The 15,075-nt window shown below is 70.9% G+C and carries 14 protein-coding genes; 3 read left to right on the top strand and 11 right to left on the bottom strand.

Features of this window, described 5'->3' with window-relative positions; genetic code table 11:
- Positions 1 to 51: 51 nt before the first annotated feature.
- Both AC0VYM_RS09115 and AC0VYM_RS09110 read left to right on the top strand, forming a co-directional pair.
- Entirely contained in the window at positions 52 to 549 is a 498-nt protein-coding gene (locus AC0VYM_RS09115; RefSeq protein WP_475460999.1) for a hypothetical protein, read from the top strand.
- 79 nt (positions 550 to 628) lie between these two features.
- Entirely contained in the window at positions 629 to 1,201 is a 573-nt protein-coding gene (locus tag AC0VYM_RS09110; RefSeq protein ID WP_475460996.1) for a hypothetical protein, read from the top strand.
- 4 nt (positions 1,202 to 1,205) lie between these two features.
- Here the strand turns inward: AC0VYM_RS09110 and AC0VYM_RS09105 are convergent, their stop codons facing one another.
- The 10 genes from AC0VYM_RS09105 to AC0VYM_RS09060 all read right to left on the bottom strand — a co-directional run bounded on the left by AC0VYM_RS09105 (position 1,206) and on the right by AC0VYM_RS09060 (position 12,259).
- Positions 1,206 to 2,495, bottom strand: coding sequence for a thymidine phosphorylase (locus AC0VYM_RS09105; RefSeq protein ID WP_475460993.1), 1,290 nt, complete (start codon positions 2,493 to 2,495; stop codon positions 1,206 to 1,208).
- A 97-nt stretch (positions 2,496 to 2,592) separates the two neighbouring features.
- A complete protein-coding gene (locus AC0VYM_RS09100; protein WP_475460990.1) occupies positions 2,593 to 3,006 on the bottom strand; it encodes a cytidine deaminase in 414 nt (137 codons plus the stop codon).
- Positions 2,985 to 4,244, bottom strand: coding sequence for an ABC transporter permease (locus AC0VYM_RS09095; protein WP_475460988.1), 1,260 nt, complete (start codon positions 4,242 to 4,244; stop codon positions 2,985 to 2,987). The genes AC0VYM_RS09100 and AC0VYM_RS09095 overlap by 22 nt, the downstream gene beginning before the upstream one ends.
- Complete coding sequence (locus AC0VYM_RS09090; protein ID WP_475460985.1) at positions 4,241 to 5,794, bottom strand: ABC transporter permease; 1,554 nt, start codon at positions 5,792 to 5,794, stop codon at positions 4,241 to 4,243. Before AC0VYM_RS09090 ends, AC0VYM_RS09095 begins: the two co-directional genes overlap by 4 nt.
- Positions 5,791 to 7,398, bottom strand: a complete 1,608-nt coding sequence (locus AC0VYM_RS09085) for an ABC transporter ATP-binding protein (RefSeq protein ID WP_475460983.1) — start codon at positions 7,396 to 7,398, stop codon at positions 5,791 to 5,793. Before AC0VYM_RS09085 ends, AC0VYM_RS09090 begins: the two co-directional genes overlap by 4 nt.
- A 181-nt stretch (positions 7,399 to 7,579) precedes the next feature.
- Positions 7,580 to 8,638: a BMP family lipoprotein gene (locus tag AC0VYM_RS09080; protein WP_475460980.1), complete on the bottom strand. Its 1,059-nt coding sequence runs from the start codon at positions 8,636 to 8,638 to the stop codon at positions 7,580 to 7,582.
- A gap of 347 nt (positions 8,639 to 8,985) precedes the next feature.
- On the bottom strand, positions 8,986 to 9,717 hold the full coding sequence (locus AC0VYM_RS09075; protein WP_475460977.1) for an alpha/beta fold hydrolase: 732 nt from the start codon (positions 9,715 to 9,717) through the stop codon (positions 8,986 to 8,988).
- Positions 9,718 to 9,855: 138 nt separating this feature from the next.
- Positions 9,856 to 10,200, bottom strand: a complete 345-nt coding sequence (locus AC0VYM_RS09070; protein ID WP_475460975.1) for a biotin/lipoyl-containing protein — start codon at positions 10,198 to 10,200, stop codon at positions 9,856 to 9,858.
- Positions 10,201 to 10,205: 5 nt separating this feature from the next.
- Positions 10,206 to 11,225: an alpha-ketoacid dehydrogenase subunit beta gene (locus AC0VYM_RS09065; protein WP_475460972.1), complete on the bottom strand. Its 1,020-nt coding sequence runs from the start codon at positions 11,223 to 11,225 to the stop codon at positions 10,206 to 10,208.
- Positions 11,222 to 12,259 (bottom strand): thiamine pyrophosphate-dependent dehydrogenase E1 component subunit alpha, encoded by a 1,038-nt coding sequence (locus tag AC0VYM_RS09060; protein ID WP_475460971.1) that lies wholly within the window; start codon positions 12,257 to 12,259, stop codon positions 11,222 to 11,224. Before AC0VYM_RS09060 ends, AC0VYM_RS09065 begins: the two co-directional genes overlap by 4 nt.
- A 626-nt stretch (positions 12,260 to 12,885) precedes the next feature.
- Here AC0VYM_RS09060 and AC0VYM_RS09055 point away from each other — a divergent pair.
- On the top strand, positions 12,886 to 13,380 hold the full coding sequence (locus AC0VYM_RS09055) for an Lrp/AsnC family transcriptional regulator (protein ID WP_475460969.1): 495 nt from the start codon (positions 12,886 to 12,888) through the stop codon (positions 13,378 to 13,380).
- 18 nt (positions 13,381 to 13,398) lie between these two features.
- Here the strand turns inward: AC0VYM_RS09055 and AC0VYM_RS09050 are convergent, their stop codons facing one another.
- Positions 13,399 to 15,069 (bottom strand): phospho-sugar mutase, encoded by a 1,671-nt coding sequence (locus AC0VYM_RS09050; protein ID WP_475460967.1) that lies wholly within the window; start codon positions 15,067 to 15,069, stop codon positions 13,399 to 13,401.
- Positions 15,070 to 15,075 lie beyond the last annotated feature (6 nt).

The following is a 15,075-nucleotide window of genomic DNA, read 5'->3' as shown; positions in this document are numbered from 1 at the left end:
AACCGGTTGCGGCGCCACGTATCGGGGCGGACGCGGGGTATTTTGGCGCGCGTGAGTACCTCCTCAGAAGACACCGCGTCCCCCGCATCCCCCGACGAGACCTCGGAGTCCACCCAGACGCCCGAGCCCGGCCCCACCCCCGAGGCCCCCGCGTCCTCGGTGTCCTCACCCGCCTCCGAGGCGTTCCTCGAAGGCAAGCCCGCCCCGCGCCGCGCCCCCCTGTTCGGCCCCGGGACCCTCAGCGTGACCGGCCTCCTCCTGCTGGCCACCACCCTGCTGTCCACCCAACTGATCGGGATCTTCAACACGCAGACCCTGATCGGCGCGGAGGGCTCCCTCAGCCCGGCGGTCCAGGGCGAACTCACCGGCGCCGGACTGTTCTCCGCGCTGGCCGTCCTGTGCTCGGCCGCCGCCTTGTTCCGCTCGGGCCCCGAGACCGGCCCGTGGGTCCGCGGCCTCTCCGCCGCCACCGTGCTGGTGGGGCTCCTGTTCGTCGTGCTGACCGTGCTGTCGTACGTGCTGCTGAGCGCCCCGACCCCCGGCGCCTGACCGGAAATTGGCGGTATCCCTGGCCTGAGCAGGTGATTCTTAGGTCCCGCTTATCCGGATACGCGGGTACGTTGGCCGCGTGAGTACCGCACCGGAAGACAACAAGCCCGAGAACACCACGAGCACCGGCGGGGGCTCGCCGCAGCCGAAGTTCGAGCCGGGATACCCCGCCGAGGCCCCCGGCACGGCGGAGGCCGCCGACACCGACACCGCGGAGGGCGGACCCACCGAGGAGGAGGTCGGCCACGACCACGAGTTCGAGGTCACCGAGACCGAGCCCCGCCCCGGCGGCGCCTTCTCCAGCGAGACCCTGAGCATCGTGGGCCTGGCCCTGCTCGCCGTCACCATCTTCTCCGGCCAGCTGCTGGAGCTCCTCACCAGCATGATCATGCTCGGCGGCCAGCCCATCGAGGGCGGTCAGATCCGCTCGATCGAGGCCCAGCTGTGGATGGGCGGCGCGGTGGCACTGCTCACCGTGCTCGCCTCCACCCTGGCCCTGGCCCTGCTCAACCGGGGAACCAGCCTGTGGGCGCGCTGGTCCGCCACGGCGACGACGGTGGTCGGTTTCCTGTTCGTCCTCGTCGCCGCCGCCGCGTTCCTGCTGGTGCCGGACGCCGCCCCGCAGCAGATGATGCCGACCATGCCGAACTAGGGCGTCAGGAGACCCGGTCGATGACCAGTGGGTTCGGCCTCCGCTCGGCCGCGCCGCCGATGTCGAGGGCGCCCTCCAGCGCCTGGGCGGCGCGGTCGAAGCGTTCGGGCTCGTCCGCGTGCAGGGTGAACAGCGGTTCGCCCGCCGTGACCTCCTCGCCCGGCTTGGCGTGCAGGGTGACCCCCGCGCCGAAGGAGACCGCGTCCTCCTTGCGGGCCCGGCCCGCTCCCAAACGCCACGCGGCCAGACCCACCTGGTAGGCGTCCAACCGCGTGACCACACCGCTGGCCGGAGCCAGGACGGTGCGGCGCTCGGCCGCCACGGGCAGCGGCGCGTCCGGGTCGCCGCCCTGGGCGCGCACCAGCGCCTTCCAGGACTCCAGCGCGCTGCCGTCGCGCAGCGCCTCGGCGGGGTCCTTCACCCCGTCCTCCCCGGGCGTCATCCCCGCCGCGACGAGCATCTCGCGGGCCAGCGCCACGGTGAGCTCCACGACGTCGGCGGGGCCGCCGCCGGAGAGCACCTCCACCGACTCCGCGACCTCCAGGGCGTTGCCGACCTGGCGGCCCAGGGGCGTGGCCATGTCGGTGAGCAGGGCGACCGTGCGGACACCGTGGTCGTTGCCGATGTCCACCATGGTGCGGGCCAGTTCGCGGGCGGAGTCGGCGTCCTTCATGAACGCCCCCGAACCCACCTTGACGTCCAGCACCAGCGCGGCGGTGCCCTCGGCGAGCTTCTTGCTCATGATGGAGGCGGCGATCAGCGGGATGGACTCCACGGTGCCGGTGACGTCGCGCAGGGCGTACAGCCTGCGGTCGGCGGGTGCCAGTCCGCTCCCGGCCGCGCAGATCACACCGCCGGTGTCGGTGATGACCCTCCGCATCTCCTCGGTGGAGAGCGACGCCCGCCACCCGGGGATGGACTCCAGCTTGTCGAGGGTGCCGCCGGTGTGTCCGAGCCCGCGCCCGGACAGCTGCGGGACGGCCGCTCCGCAGGCCGCCACGGTGGGGGTGAGCGGGAGGGTGATCTTGTCGCCCACGCCTCCGGTGGAGTGCTTGTCCGTGGTGGGCCGGGCCAGGTCGGTGAAGTCCAGCCGGTCGCCGGAGGAGAGCATCGCCTCGGTCCAGCGGCTCACCTCCGCGCGGTCCATGCCGCGCAGGAAGATCGCCATCGCCAGCGCCGCCATCTGCTCCTCGGCCACCTCGCCACGGGTGTAGGCCCCGATCACCCAGTCGATCTGCTCCGGGGAGAGGCGTCCCCCGTCTCGCTTGGCGCGGATGATCTCGATGACGTCCATGTCATGTTCCTTCCGTCGTGAAGAGGTGGTGCGAAAAGACGACTCCCCGGCCGCCGTGGGTCGGCGGCCGGGGAGACGACCGGTGTTCCTCCGCCCGTCAGGCGAGGTTGTGCGGTCCGAAGGCCTGGGGCAGCACGCGTTCCATGGGCAGGATGCCCTCGGGCGTGTCCACCAGCAGGTCCGGCCCGCCGTGTTCGTAGAGGAGCTGGCGGCAGCGCCCGCACGGCATCAGGGTCCGGCCCTGGCCGTCCACGCAGGCGAAGGCGGTCAGCCGACCGCCGCCGGAGGCGTGCAGGGCGCTGACGAGTCCGCACTCGGCGCACAGGCCCACACCGTAGGAGGCGTTCTCCACGTTGCAGCCGCTCACCACCCGGCCGTCGTCGACCAGTGCCGCCGCGCCCACCGGGTAGTTCGAGTAGGGCGCGTAGGCGTGCCCCATGGCCTCCCGGGCGGCCTCCCGGAGGGCCTCCCAGTCCACGTCCTGTGCGGTCATGACCTGCTCGCCCTCCACTGTTTTCCGATCCCGGCGGGTGCGCGCAGCCGTTGCGAGGCCAGCGAGAGCACCAGCAGCGTGGCGATGTGCGGGCTGTAGGTCGCCAGCTCACGCGGCAGCGAGTCGGTGCTGAAGTACCAGAAGAGCAGGACGATCGCGGCGAGGAAACCCGCCACGGCGATGCCCTTGCGGTCCTTGCGCACCTGCCACACGGCCACCACGAGCAGGACCACGGCCAGGAGCAGCAGCAGCGCGTGGATGGCCGCGCCGCCGCCGCGCAGCTGGAGCGCGTCCGTGTAGCCGAACAGGGTCGCGCCCATGGCCAGGCCGCCCGGGCGCCAGTTGCCGAAGATCATCGCGGCCAGACCGATGTAGCCCCGGCCGCCGGTCTGCCCCTCCTGGTAGATCTGGGAGGCGACGATCGCCAGGAACACGCCGCCCATACCGGCCAGACCACCGGAGATGATCACGGCCACGTACTTGAGCGTGTACACGGGCACACCGAGGGACTCGGCGGCGTCGGGGTTCTCACCGACCGAGCGCAGCCGCAGGCCGAAGGTGGTCTTCCACAGCACCAGGTAGCTGATCGGGACCAGCAGGATGGCGATGAGGGTCAGCGCCGACATCCGGGTGGTGAGGCCGATGACCAGCGCGGCCAGGTCGCTGACCAGGAAGATGCCGCTCTGGGCCACCGGGGCGAGCGCCTCCGGTAGCCACGGCAGGTTCAGGGTCGGGAACGACGGGGCCGACGGGGACTGGGCCGCGCCGGCGCCGGGGATGTCGGAGTAGACCAGGATCGACAGGTAGCGCATGGCGCCCAGGGCGAGGATGTTGATCGCCACACCGGACACGATGTGGTCCACCGCGAAGGTCACGGTGGCCACCGCGTGGACCAGGCCGCCGAGCATGCCGCCCAGGGTCCCGGCCAGCAGGCCGATCCAGGGGTCGTTGAAGCTCCACGCGAAGTAGGCGCCGAACCACGTCCCGAAGATCATCATGCCTTCGAGGCCGATGTTGATGATGCCCGCGCGCTCGGCCCACAGACCGCCGAGGGCGGCCAGACCGATCGGGACCGCGAAGGTCAGCGTGGTGCGGACGGTGCCCGCGTCGGTCAGCATGTCCTGGCCGGTGATGACCCGCAGGCCCGCCAGGGACACGAAGACCGCCATCAGCAGGGTGAGGCCGCGCCAGCGCGACCACCCCCGGGGCCGGGACGCCTTGGTCACCGGCTCCATCACGTTGAGTTCCTGGCTCACAGTGCCTCCCCGCCGCGCTTGTCGTCGGTGCCGTCGTTGACGGGACCGTCGGAGGCGCCGCCGTCGGACACGGCCGCGGGCTCCGGGGTGGACTCGGTCGTACGGCCGAGCTGCCTGCCGATCTGCTGCTGCTGGTAGCGGCGGCCCCAGCGGTGCACGACCTCGTAGACCACGACGACCGTGAGGACGATGGTGGCCTGCGCGATGACGGCGATCTCCTGGGGGATGCCGTCGAAGGGCAGGATGCCCGCCGCCTGGGTGAGGAAGGCCCAGAACAGGGAGGCGAAGACGATGCCCACGGGGTGGTTGCGGCCCAGCAGCGCGATCGCGATGCCGATGAAGCCGATCCCCGTCGGGAAGTCGAGGGCGTAGTAGTGGGAGTTGCCCAGCAGCTGCGGCAGACCCACCAGACCGGCGACCATGCCCGAGAAGAGCATGGACAGGAAGACCATCTTCTTCACGTTCACGCCGCTGGCCTCGGCCGCCGACTGCGACTGGCCGGTGGCCCGCAGCTCGAAGCCGAACCGCGTGCGGTTGAGCATGATCCAGTACCCGATGCCCACCGCGACGGACAGCAGGATCAGACCGTAGATCTCCCGGTCCGACCCGAGGAAGGTCGCCGGGATGCCCGGGACCCAGCCGGACTCGGGGATGGGCGGGGTGCCGATGTTGTTGGTGCTGATCTCGACCGCGAGGCGGCCCTCGCTCAGCAGGTAGGCGGTGATGCCGGTGGCGATCGCGTTGAGCATGATCGTGGAGATCACCTCGGACACGCCGCGGGCCACCTTGAGGTAGCCGGCGATGCCCGCCCACACGCCGCCGACCACCACGGCGGTGAGGATGACGACGAACTGGCTGAGCACCGGCGGCAGCACCAGGTAGCCGCCGACGGCGGCGGCCAACAGCGCGGCGAGCCGGTACTGGCCGTCCACGCCGATGTTGAACAGCTTCATCTTGAAGCCGATCGCCACGGCCACGGCGGCCAGATAGTAGGTGGTGCTGTCGTTGATGATCTGCACCAGGCTGTTGGGCCGGGTGCCGTACTCCAGCATCCGCTCGAAGGTGGGCAGCGGCGCGATGCCGCTGAAGTACAGGACGGCGGCGGTGACGCCGATCGCGATCGCGCCCGCCGTCAGGACGGCGGCGAAGGACAGCGCCATCATCGCGGAGAGGCGGTGGAAGAGCGCGAACGCGAGCAACGAGCCGACCACCGCGCCCAGCGCGGCGGCCACGGGCTCGATCAGCGAGAGGTCCAGCATCCACGCGGCGACCAGGCCGCCCACGACCGACAGCACCAGGGCCATCGGGACGACGAGGATCTTGTGGAGGGGCGTGCCCTCTTCCTTGGTGCCGTCGGAGCCCGCCCGTCCCCGGTCGGGGGTCATCGGGGCCAGGGCGGCCACGAGACCGAAGGCGAGGACGACGCCGACGATGAGCGCGGCCCACCACAGCAGGAACAGGTCCAGGACGACGGTGGCCAGTCCGCCCAGGACGACCGCGAGGAGGATCACGATCGGTGCCGCGACGGTACGGCGTCCGGTGTCACTCATGCGCCGCCCTCGCTCTCGTTACGGTGGGCGCCCTCAGCACCGCTGTCACCTTCTGTGTGCGCGTCGGCGCCGCCCAGTCCGGCGCCGGTCATGGCGGAGCCGAGCTGTTCGGGCGTGACGCTGGTCGGGTCCGCCTCCGCGACCAGGCGGCCGCGCAGGATGACGTGGAGTGTGTCGGACATACCGATGAGCTCGTCGAGGTCCGCGGAGATCAGCAGCACGGCCAGCCCGGCGGCGCGGGCCTCGCGCAGCTGCTCCCAGATGGCCGACTGCGCACCCACGTCCACGCCCCGGGTGGGGTGGGCGGCGACCAGGAAGCGCGGGTTCCCGCTCATCTCCCGGCCGATGATGAACTTCTGCTGGTTGCCCCCGGACAGCGCGTCCGCGATGACGTCGATGTTGGGGGTGCGCACGTCGTACTCGGAGACGATGCGCTCGGAGTCGGCGCGGGCGCCGGGCCGGTTGATCCAGGCGCCGTTGACGCTGGGCTCCCGGGTCTGGTGGCCGAGGACGCGGTTCTCCCAGAGCGGGGACTCCAGCAGGATGCCGTGCCGGTGGCGGTCCTCGGGGATGTAGCCCACCCCGGCCTCGCGGATGCGCAGCGTGGACCAGTGGGTGATGTCGTTCTCTTCGAGGGTGATGGTGCCGGAGGTGGCCCGGCGCATCCCCATGATGGCCTCGATGAGCTCGGACTGGCCGTTGCCCTCGACCCCGGCGATGCCGACGATCTCGCCCTCGCGGATGTCGAGGGTGACGTCGTCGACGACGGGGCGGCCCTCGGACGAGAGCATGGTGACCCCGGTCAGGGAGAGCACGACCTTGTCGGTGACGGTGGACTCGCGCAGCTCGGGCACGGGCAGTTCGCCGCCGACCATGAGGGTGGCCAGCTCGCGGGCCGTGGTCGTGCGCGGGTCGGCGGTGGCCACCGTGGTGCCGCGGCGGATGACGGTGATGTCGTCCGCGACCGACAGGACCTCGTCGAGCTTGTGCGAGATGAAGATGACCGTGAGGCCCTCGCGCTTGAGCACGCGCAGGTTGTCGAACAGCTCGTCGACCTCCTGCGGCACCAGCACGGCGGTGGGCTCGTCCAGGATGATCGTCTGGGCGCCCCGGTAGAGCACCTTGAGGATCTCCACGCGCTGGCGGTCACCGACGCCCAGGTCCTCCATGAGGCGGTCGGGGTCGACGCCGAGCCCGTACTGGGCGGACAGCTCCTGGATGCGGGCCCGCGCCTTCCGGCCGATGCCGTGCCTGCGCTCGGCGCCCAGGACCACGTTCTCCAGGACGGTGAGGTTGTCGGCCAGCATGAAGTGTTGGTGGACCATGCCGATGCCGTGCCTGATGGCGTCGGAGGGCGAGTGGAAGCGCACCTCCTGGCCACGGATGTGGATGGTGCCCTCGTCCGGCCGGTGCATGCCGTACAGGGTCTTCATCAGCGTGGACTTGCCCGCCCCGTTCTCGCCGACGATGGCGTGCACGGTACCGGGAGCCACGGTGATGTCGATGTCGTGGTTGGCCACGACGCCGGGAAAACGTTTGGTGATCCCGCGCAGCTCAACGGCGGCGGGTTCGTTCGACCCGCCGCCCGATGGCGTGCTGCTCATCAGACTCCTCTGTGGGAATGTGCGGCGGGGCGCGGACGGGCCTGGGATCGGCCACGGCCGGGACGCCTTCGTCGCGGTGCGGCTACCGGGCGGAGCCGAAGGGGTGTGGCCCCTCCGGCTCCGTGTTCGTTCGGGTCACGGAGCGGGCCCGGTGCCCGCTCCATGGAGTGTCCCAGGGCCGTTACGGCTGGCTGGGAACCTCGATCTCACCGTCGATGATCTGCTGCTTGAGCTCGTCGAGCTCGTCCTTGATGGGCTCGATGGCCTCTTCGTTGGTCAGCGTGTAGTCCACGCCGCCCTCGCTGAGGTCGAAGCGCTTGATCCCGGCCTCGACCTCGCCCTCGGAGGCGGTGCGGATGAGCTCGAAGACCGAGAGGTCGACCTGCTTGATGGCGGAGGTCAGGACGTACGGCTTCTGCTCCTCCTCGGCGTTCTCGTACTGGTCGCTGTCGACGCCGATGAAGGTGAAGTCGTTGTCGACGGCGGACTGGAGGATGCCGTTGCCCGAGGCTCCGGCGGCGTGGTAGATGACGTCCGCGCCGCGGTCGTACTGGGCCTGGGCGGCCTCACGGCCCTGGGCGGGGTCGTTGAACCCGGCGAAGTCCGGCGGCTGGCTGAGGTAGTTGATCTCCACCTCGATGTCCTCGTTGACGTGCTGGACGCCCGCGACGTAGCCCGCCTCGAACTTGCGGATCAGCGGGGTCTCGACACCGCCGACGAAGCCGACGTGGTCCTCTTCGGTGGTCAGCGCGGCGGCCGCACCGGCGAGGAAGGAGGCCTGCTCCTCGGCGAAGACGAGGCTGGTGACGTTGTCGATGCCCTCGATCTCGGAGTCGACGATCGCGAAGTCGACCTCGGGGTACTGGGGGGCCACGGCCTGGACGGAGGCGTCGTAGGCGAAGCCCACGGCGATGATGACGTCATAGCCCTCCTCCGCCATGGTCGCCAGGCGCTCCTCCTTGGCGGACTCGGCCTCGCCGTCGGCGGGCTCGAAGTCGTTGGTCTCCACGCCGAGCTCCTCGGCGGCCTGCTCCAGGCCCCGGTAGGCGGAGTCGTTGAAGGAGCGGTCACCGCGACCGCCGACGTCGTAGGCCAGGCCGACCTTGAGGTCGGAGGAGACCTCTCCGTCGCCGCCGCCGTCGCCGCTGGCACCGTCGTCGGCCGCGTTGTCGCACGCGGTGAGTGCGAGCACGCCCGCGGCGGCGACCGCCGCGAACTTGGCTGCGTTGCTGCGCTTCACTAGAAAGTCTCCCCTTCGCCCTCTCAGCGGACCGCATTCCGCGCGGGACCGACCTGAGTTCTGCAGCCGGACGATATCCGCTGGCCGAATGTACATCTAACCAACGGACGGAGTTGTTATGAAGGCGAGAGCAGAGTGAAACGGGTCCTTACCGGGAAGTTACCAAGAGCACACCGGATCGGGGCAACCAGCGGCCTAATCTCCGTTTTTGACCTCCCGTTCCCCCGAGGAATCCGGCGGTGCGACCGCGCGTGTCGTGACCTTCACCTGTGGTCACACCGCCCCGTCCGGGCCCCGTGCGACCCCAGCCGGTCTAGACCGGACTGACCCACTGGCGCACGGCGGACTCAGTCCTCCAGGAACCCCACCGCCGCCTGCTTGAAGACCCGCGAGGAGACGGCGTTGGCGTGGTCGCGCCCGGGGATCTCCGCGAACGATCCGCCGCAACGCTCCGCGAGCCCGGCGGCGCCCTCCGCGACGGTGTCCCGGGCCCCGGAGACCAGCAGCATCGGGACCCCGACGGGACGGGGTTCCTCCTGGAAGGGGCGGGCGGCCTGGCCCCGGACACAGGCGGCGAGCGCCTCGGCGTCGTTGCCCGGAAGCGCGGCGACGGTCCGGTACACGTGGTCGAAGGGGGTGTCCCCCGCACCCGGGTCGGCGGTGTCCACGCCCGCCAGCGCGTCGCCCGGACCGAACCCGCCCAGCACCGCCCGCCGCACCCGCTCGGGCGCGCTGAGCGCGAGCTCCCAAGCGAGCCTGGAGCCCATGGAGTAGCCGACGACGTCGACGCGTTCCAGGCCCAGGTCGTCGAGCAGACCGAGGAGGTCGTTGACGAAGTGTTCGGGCAGGTAGAGCCCGCTGTCGGTGGGCTTGTCGCTGGCCCCGTGGCCGCGCAGGTCCGGGCCGATCACCCGTCGGCCCGCGGCGTCGAGCGCGCGCGGCCATCCGGCGGCGCTCCAATTCATCTCGAAGTTGGTGCCGAAACCGTGCAGCAGAAGCACCGGGAGGTGGTCGCCGGGGGTCTGCGGGAGCAAATCCGCATAACGCATTGTCACGTCTCCGACGAGATTCGCGTTCATGAATCTTTTCCGTTCTCGATCCGGGGTGGGATTTGTTGGAGGCGAACGGGGGCCCATTCAGATGTTCCTATAAACAGAATGATCGGAATGATCGGTCTGTTCGTGTCGACATCCGAACGGGCCCCCGCCGGAACGGCCTCAGTTCGTCGGCGGCCTGAGCCGGACCCGGCGCTGCGGTTTGGCGTCCTCCGAGGGAACCCGTCCCACGATCCCGGCCTGCGGCGCCTTTTCCTCGACCTCCACCGCGAAGGTCACCAGGGCCTCCCCGACCGGGACCACCTGTTCCTCCTCCGCGTGCAGTTCCACCACGCGCCCGGCCTTGGGCGAGGGGATGACCACGGCGGACTTGGTGGTCTCCACCTCGACCAGCGGGTCGTTGCGGCCGATCGTGTCCCCGACCGCGACCTGCCACTCCAGGACGGTCGCCTCGACCAGGCCCTCGCCCAGGTCGGGGAGGGTGAAGGTGATGTTCTCTTCTGCCATGGGGGCTAGTACTCCAGGGTTCGCTGGACCGCGAGCAGGACGCGGTCGATCGTCGGCAGGTACTGGGCCTCCAGCGGCCCGGCCGGGTAGGGCACGTCGAATCCGGTGACGCGCTGGACCGGGGCCGCCAGTTCACGGAAGCAGTTCTCGGTGACGAGCGCGGCCACCTCCGCACCGAGCCCGGCGGTGAGCGGGGCCTCGTGGACGACCACGGCGCGCTTGGTGCGGGCCACCGAGGCGGCCAGACCGGCGGCGTCGATCGGCTTGAGCCAGCGCAGGTCGAGGACCTCCAGGTCCACTCCGTCCTCGGCGGCGAGCTCGGCCACCTGGAGGCAGCGGTGCACCATCGCGCCCCAGGCGATGAGGGTGGCGTGGCTTCCCGGGCGCACGATCCGGCTGGTGCCGATGGGGTCGGTGGGCTCGCTCAGCCGGACCGGGCGGCGGTCCCAGTAGCGGGCCTTGGGCTCCATGAACACGACCGGGTCGTCGGAGCGCACGGACTGGAGCAGCAGGCTGTAGGCCTCGGCGGGGTCGGAGGGGGCCACGACCTTCAGCCCGGGGGTGTGCGCGAAGAGCGCCTCCAGGCTCTCGCCGTGGTGCTCGGGGGCCTGGATGCCGCCGAAGGACGGCAGGCGCAGGGTGATCGGCATGGGGGCGGCGCCACGGGTGCGGTAGTTCATGCGCGCCACCTGGTTGACGATCTGGTCGACGGCCGGATACGCGAAGCCGTCGAACTGGAGCTCGGGGACCGGCCGCCAGCCGTTCATCGCCAGGCCGACCGCCATGCCCATGATGGCCGACTCCGCCAGCGGAGTGTCGAAGACGCGCTGGTCACCGAACTCCTTCTGGAGGCCGTCCGTGACTCGGAAGACGCCGCCGAGGGCTCCGACGTCCTCACCGAAGACGAGGACCTCCGGGTCCTCCTCCAGCAGGACGCGCAGGGCCCGGTTGATGGCCTGTTGCATGGACAGCTCGACCGTCCGGGCCTCGACCGGCGTGTCGGCCTGTTCGATCAGCTCGGTCACAGCTCGACCTCTTCCTGCCAGGTGCGGTGCTGCCGGGCCAGCTCCTCGGTGGTCTCCCGGAAGACGTGCGTGAACAGCTCGGAACCGTCGGGCTCGGGGGCCTCCGCGACCCCGTCGCGGATCTCCTCGGCGCGTGTGGCGGCCTCGGCGTCCACGGTGGCGAGGTGGGCCCCGTCGGCGTGTCCGGCCTCGATCATCGCGGCGCGCAGCAGGTCGAGGGGGTCGCGTCCGCGCCAGCGCTCGGCCTCCGCCTGGTCCCGGTAGCGGCCGGGGTCGTCGGAGGTGGAGTGGGGTTCGACGCGGTAGGTGAGCGCCTCGATGACCGTGGGGCCGCCGCCCGTGCGGGCGCGCTCGACCGCTTCGGCGGTGGCGGAGTACACGGCGCCGACGTCGTTGCCGTCGACGAGGACACCGGCCATGCCGTAGCCCTCGGCGCGCGCCGCGACGGAGCCGCCCGCGACCTGGCGTTCGTTGGGCACCGACAGGGCCCACTGGTTGTTCTGGCAGAGGAAGACGACGGGGGCGGTGAACACGCCCGCGAAGTTCATGGACTCGTGCACGTCGCCCTCGGAGCTGGCGCCGTCGCCGAAGTAGGCCATGGCGACGCCGTCGCCGCCCCGGAGCCGTTCACCGACCGCCCAACCCACGGCGTGCGGGACGGGACCGCCGACCACCGCGTTGACGGCGCCGAAGCGGGACTCCATGACGTCGTAGAGGCCGCCGTGCCACAGGGCGCGGTGGGTGGCCATGTAGCCGACCATCTCGACCCCGTAGGCGAGGGCGGAGGCCATCTCGCGGTAGGTGGGGAAGACGAAGTCGCGGGTGGGGTCCAGCGCGCTGGCGCTGCCCACCTGCGCGGCCTCCTGTCCCCGGACGGAGACGTAGGCGGGGAAGACGCCCTGGCGCTGGAGCGCGATCGCCTCGGTGTCCAGGTCGCGCGCCGTACGCATGGCGCGGTACAGCTCGCGGGTGAGTTCGGGTCGCAGGTGCTCCACGGTGATGGCGCCCTGGCCCGTGGGCTCTGGGGTTGGCATGTCGAGCGGCTCCCAACGTGGCCCCGCTCGCGTGGTGGCGCGACCCGGGCTCGGGGTGGTCACGGTCTGCCTTTGATTCTCCGGACAACTGGACAGTTTCGCTAGATACGACCGTACAGTCGATACGATCGCGAACGTGGGACCATGTTTCGTTCGTAGATGTCCAAGATTCACCCCCTCGAACAGGGGAAAACGACACGCAGTGCCAAACATCACGAATCACCATCAACACCACCATCCTCCCGGCCCAGCCGAGGGACTCCCGGAAGCCGCGCACAGGAGTCGTCGTATGCCCGGACAGTCACGACAAATATGCGGAGAATGGGTGCCAAGACAAGATTTTCTGGCGGATTATGGCGGTTCGGGTGTAGTTACTGCTCAGTCAGGGAAACCCCCGACCTACTCCGTGCGTCAACCATGAGTACAGTCGGAACTTCTCCGCCACTCCCCCGTTTGGCGGATCCCACCAGAGGTCCGTGCGCACGAATCCCCCGAAACCCCCCACCCCGACCCGAGCACCACGGAACGCGCGTCCGTCATCTCTCCGACCGGCTTTTCCCAGCTTCCTGTCAATGACGACAGCACGGAGCAGAGCCCTGCGACAAGAGCACACGAGGAGCACGCACATGGCCATGGGCGAACAGCACAGGAACGGCCGGCGGCCGGACACGACCGACCAGACCATTCTGAGCGCGCTCGCCAAGGACGCCCGGACCGGCATCACCGAGATCGCCGCGCTGGCCAACGTCTCCCGAGCCACGGCATACAACCGGATCAAGCGCCTCACCGACGAAGGGGTCATCCGCGGCTACTCCGTGGTGACCGACCACTCCAAGATGGGGCTCGGTGTCACCGCGCTGGTGCTCATCTCCGGCAGCCAGCCCGACTGGCGGGCCAACCGGGAGATCCTCTCGTCCTACCCAGAGATCGAGTACTGCTGGTACGTGGTGGGGTCGGCGGACATCGTGCTGCTGGTCCGCGTCGCCAACACCAACCAGCTGCGCGACCTGATCCTGAGCCGCCTCCAGTCCCTCCCCGGTGTGACGTCCACCCAGACGCTCACCGTCATCGACGAGGTCGTACACCGACCGGTCGTGGAGCCTTCCGAGGGGGGCGAGTGACCCCGCCCCTCCCCCGGATCATCCCCTGACCACCACGGCGACCGCGGCCATCAGCTCGGACAGCAGTTCCGAGCCGCGCGCGCGGCTGGCAGCGACGTCGCCGTCGACCCCCGACACCACCTCGGCGTAGGCCTTCAGTTTGGGTTCGGTGCCCGAGGGACGCAGCGTCACCCGCCCCCGCGTCCCGCCGAGCTCGAAGCGCACGGCGTCCGTCGGCGGCAGACCCTCGTGCCCGTCGGCGAAGTCCACGACCCCCGACACCCTCAGGGGGCCGAACGCGGCGGGCGGTTCGGCGCGCAACCGCCGCATCGCCGCGGTGATCTCCGAGAGGTCCCGTACCCGGACCGACAGCTGGTCGCTCAGGTGCAGGCCGTACCTCCGGGCCTGGTCGTCGAGGAGGTCCACCAGCGTGCGGCCCCGGCTCTTCGCCTCGGCCGCCAGCGCCAGCGCCACGAGCGCCGCGCTCACCCCGTCCTTGTCGGCCACCGGTCGGCCGTCGTCCCCGCCCACGCAGTAGCCCAGCGCCTCCTCGTAGGAGAACACCCTGCGCTGGCCGGGCGCGCCCGCGCGCGCCAGCCACTTGAACCCGGTCAGCGTCTCCTCGTAGTGCACGCCCCGGTCCCGGGCGATCGCGCCGAGCAGGCTGGAGGAGACGATCGAGGTGGCCACCACCCGGTCGGCCCCGACGGTGTGGTCGAGCACGTACTCGGAGAGCAGTCCGCCCACCTCGTTCCCCGTGAGGAGGCCGTAGCCGGGGACCGCCAGGGCCAGCCGGTCGGCGTCGGGGTCGTTGGCCACCACCAGGTCCGCCCCGTGGGCCTCCCCCGCCGCCAGGGCCAGGTCCATCGCGCCCGGTTCCTCCGGGTTGGGGAAGGCGACCGTCGGGAAGTCGGGATCCGGCTCGAACTGCTCGGAGACCACCACGGGCGGGGCGAACCCGGCCCTGCCCACCGCCTCCACCAGTACCCGGCCGCCCACACCGTGCAGGGGCGTGTAGACCACCGAGAGCTCCCGGGGGCCGTCCGGGACCAGCGCGGTCACCGCGTCCAGGTACTCCGACACGGCGTCGTCGCCCAGCACCTCCCAGTCCTCGCCCAACGGCAGCGCGCCGACCGGCCCGACCGCGTCGATGGCGGCGGAGATCTCGGTGTCCACCGGGGAGACGATCTGGCTGCCCGCGTCGTCACCGGACCCGCCCACGTACACCTTGTACCCGTTGTCCCGCGGCGGGTTGTGGCTGGCGGTCACCACGATCCCGGCGTCCGCGCCCAGCCGCCGCAGCGTGTACGCCAGCACGGGCGTGGGCAGCGGGCCGGGCAGCAGGGTCACCCTGTGCCCGGCCCCGGTGAGGACCGCGGCGCTGTCCCGCGCGAAGTCGGCCGACCGGTGCCGTGCGTCGTGACCGATCACCACGTGTCCGGGCGCCGCCCCGAGCCAGGCCGCGATCCCCGCGGCCGCGCGCATGACCACCACGCGGTTCATCCGGTTGGGCCCGGCCCCCAGCGCACCGCGCAGCCCGGCCGTGCCGAACTCCAGCCGCGCCGCGAACCGGTCGGAGAGGTCGGCCAGGGCCTCCCCGTCACCGACCTCGACCCGGGCCAGCAGCGCGCCCAGTTCCCCCCGTGTCTCGGGGTCGGGGTCCTGGTCGAGCCAGTCCCTGGCCTGGACGAGGAGGGCGGAGTCGGTCATGGGGAT

Source organism: Nocardiopsis sp. iso_237 (genome assembly GCF_056173345.1).
The sequence above is the reverse complement of the archived record's forward strand: the minus strand, read 5'-3'. Positions and strand labels throughout refer to the sequence as shown.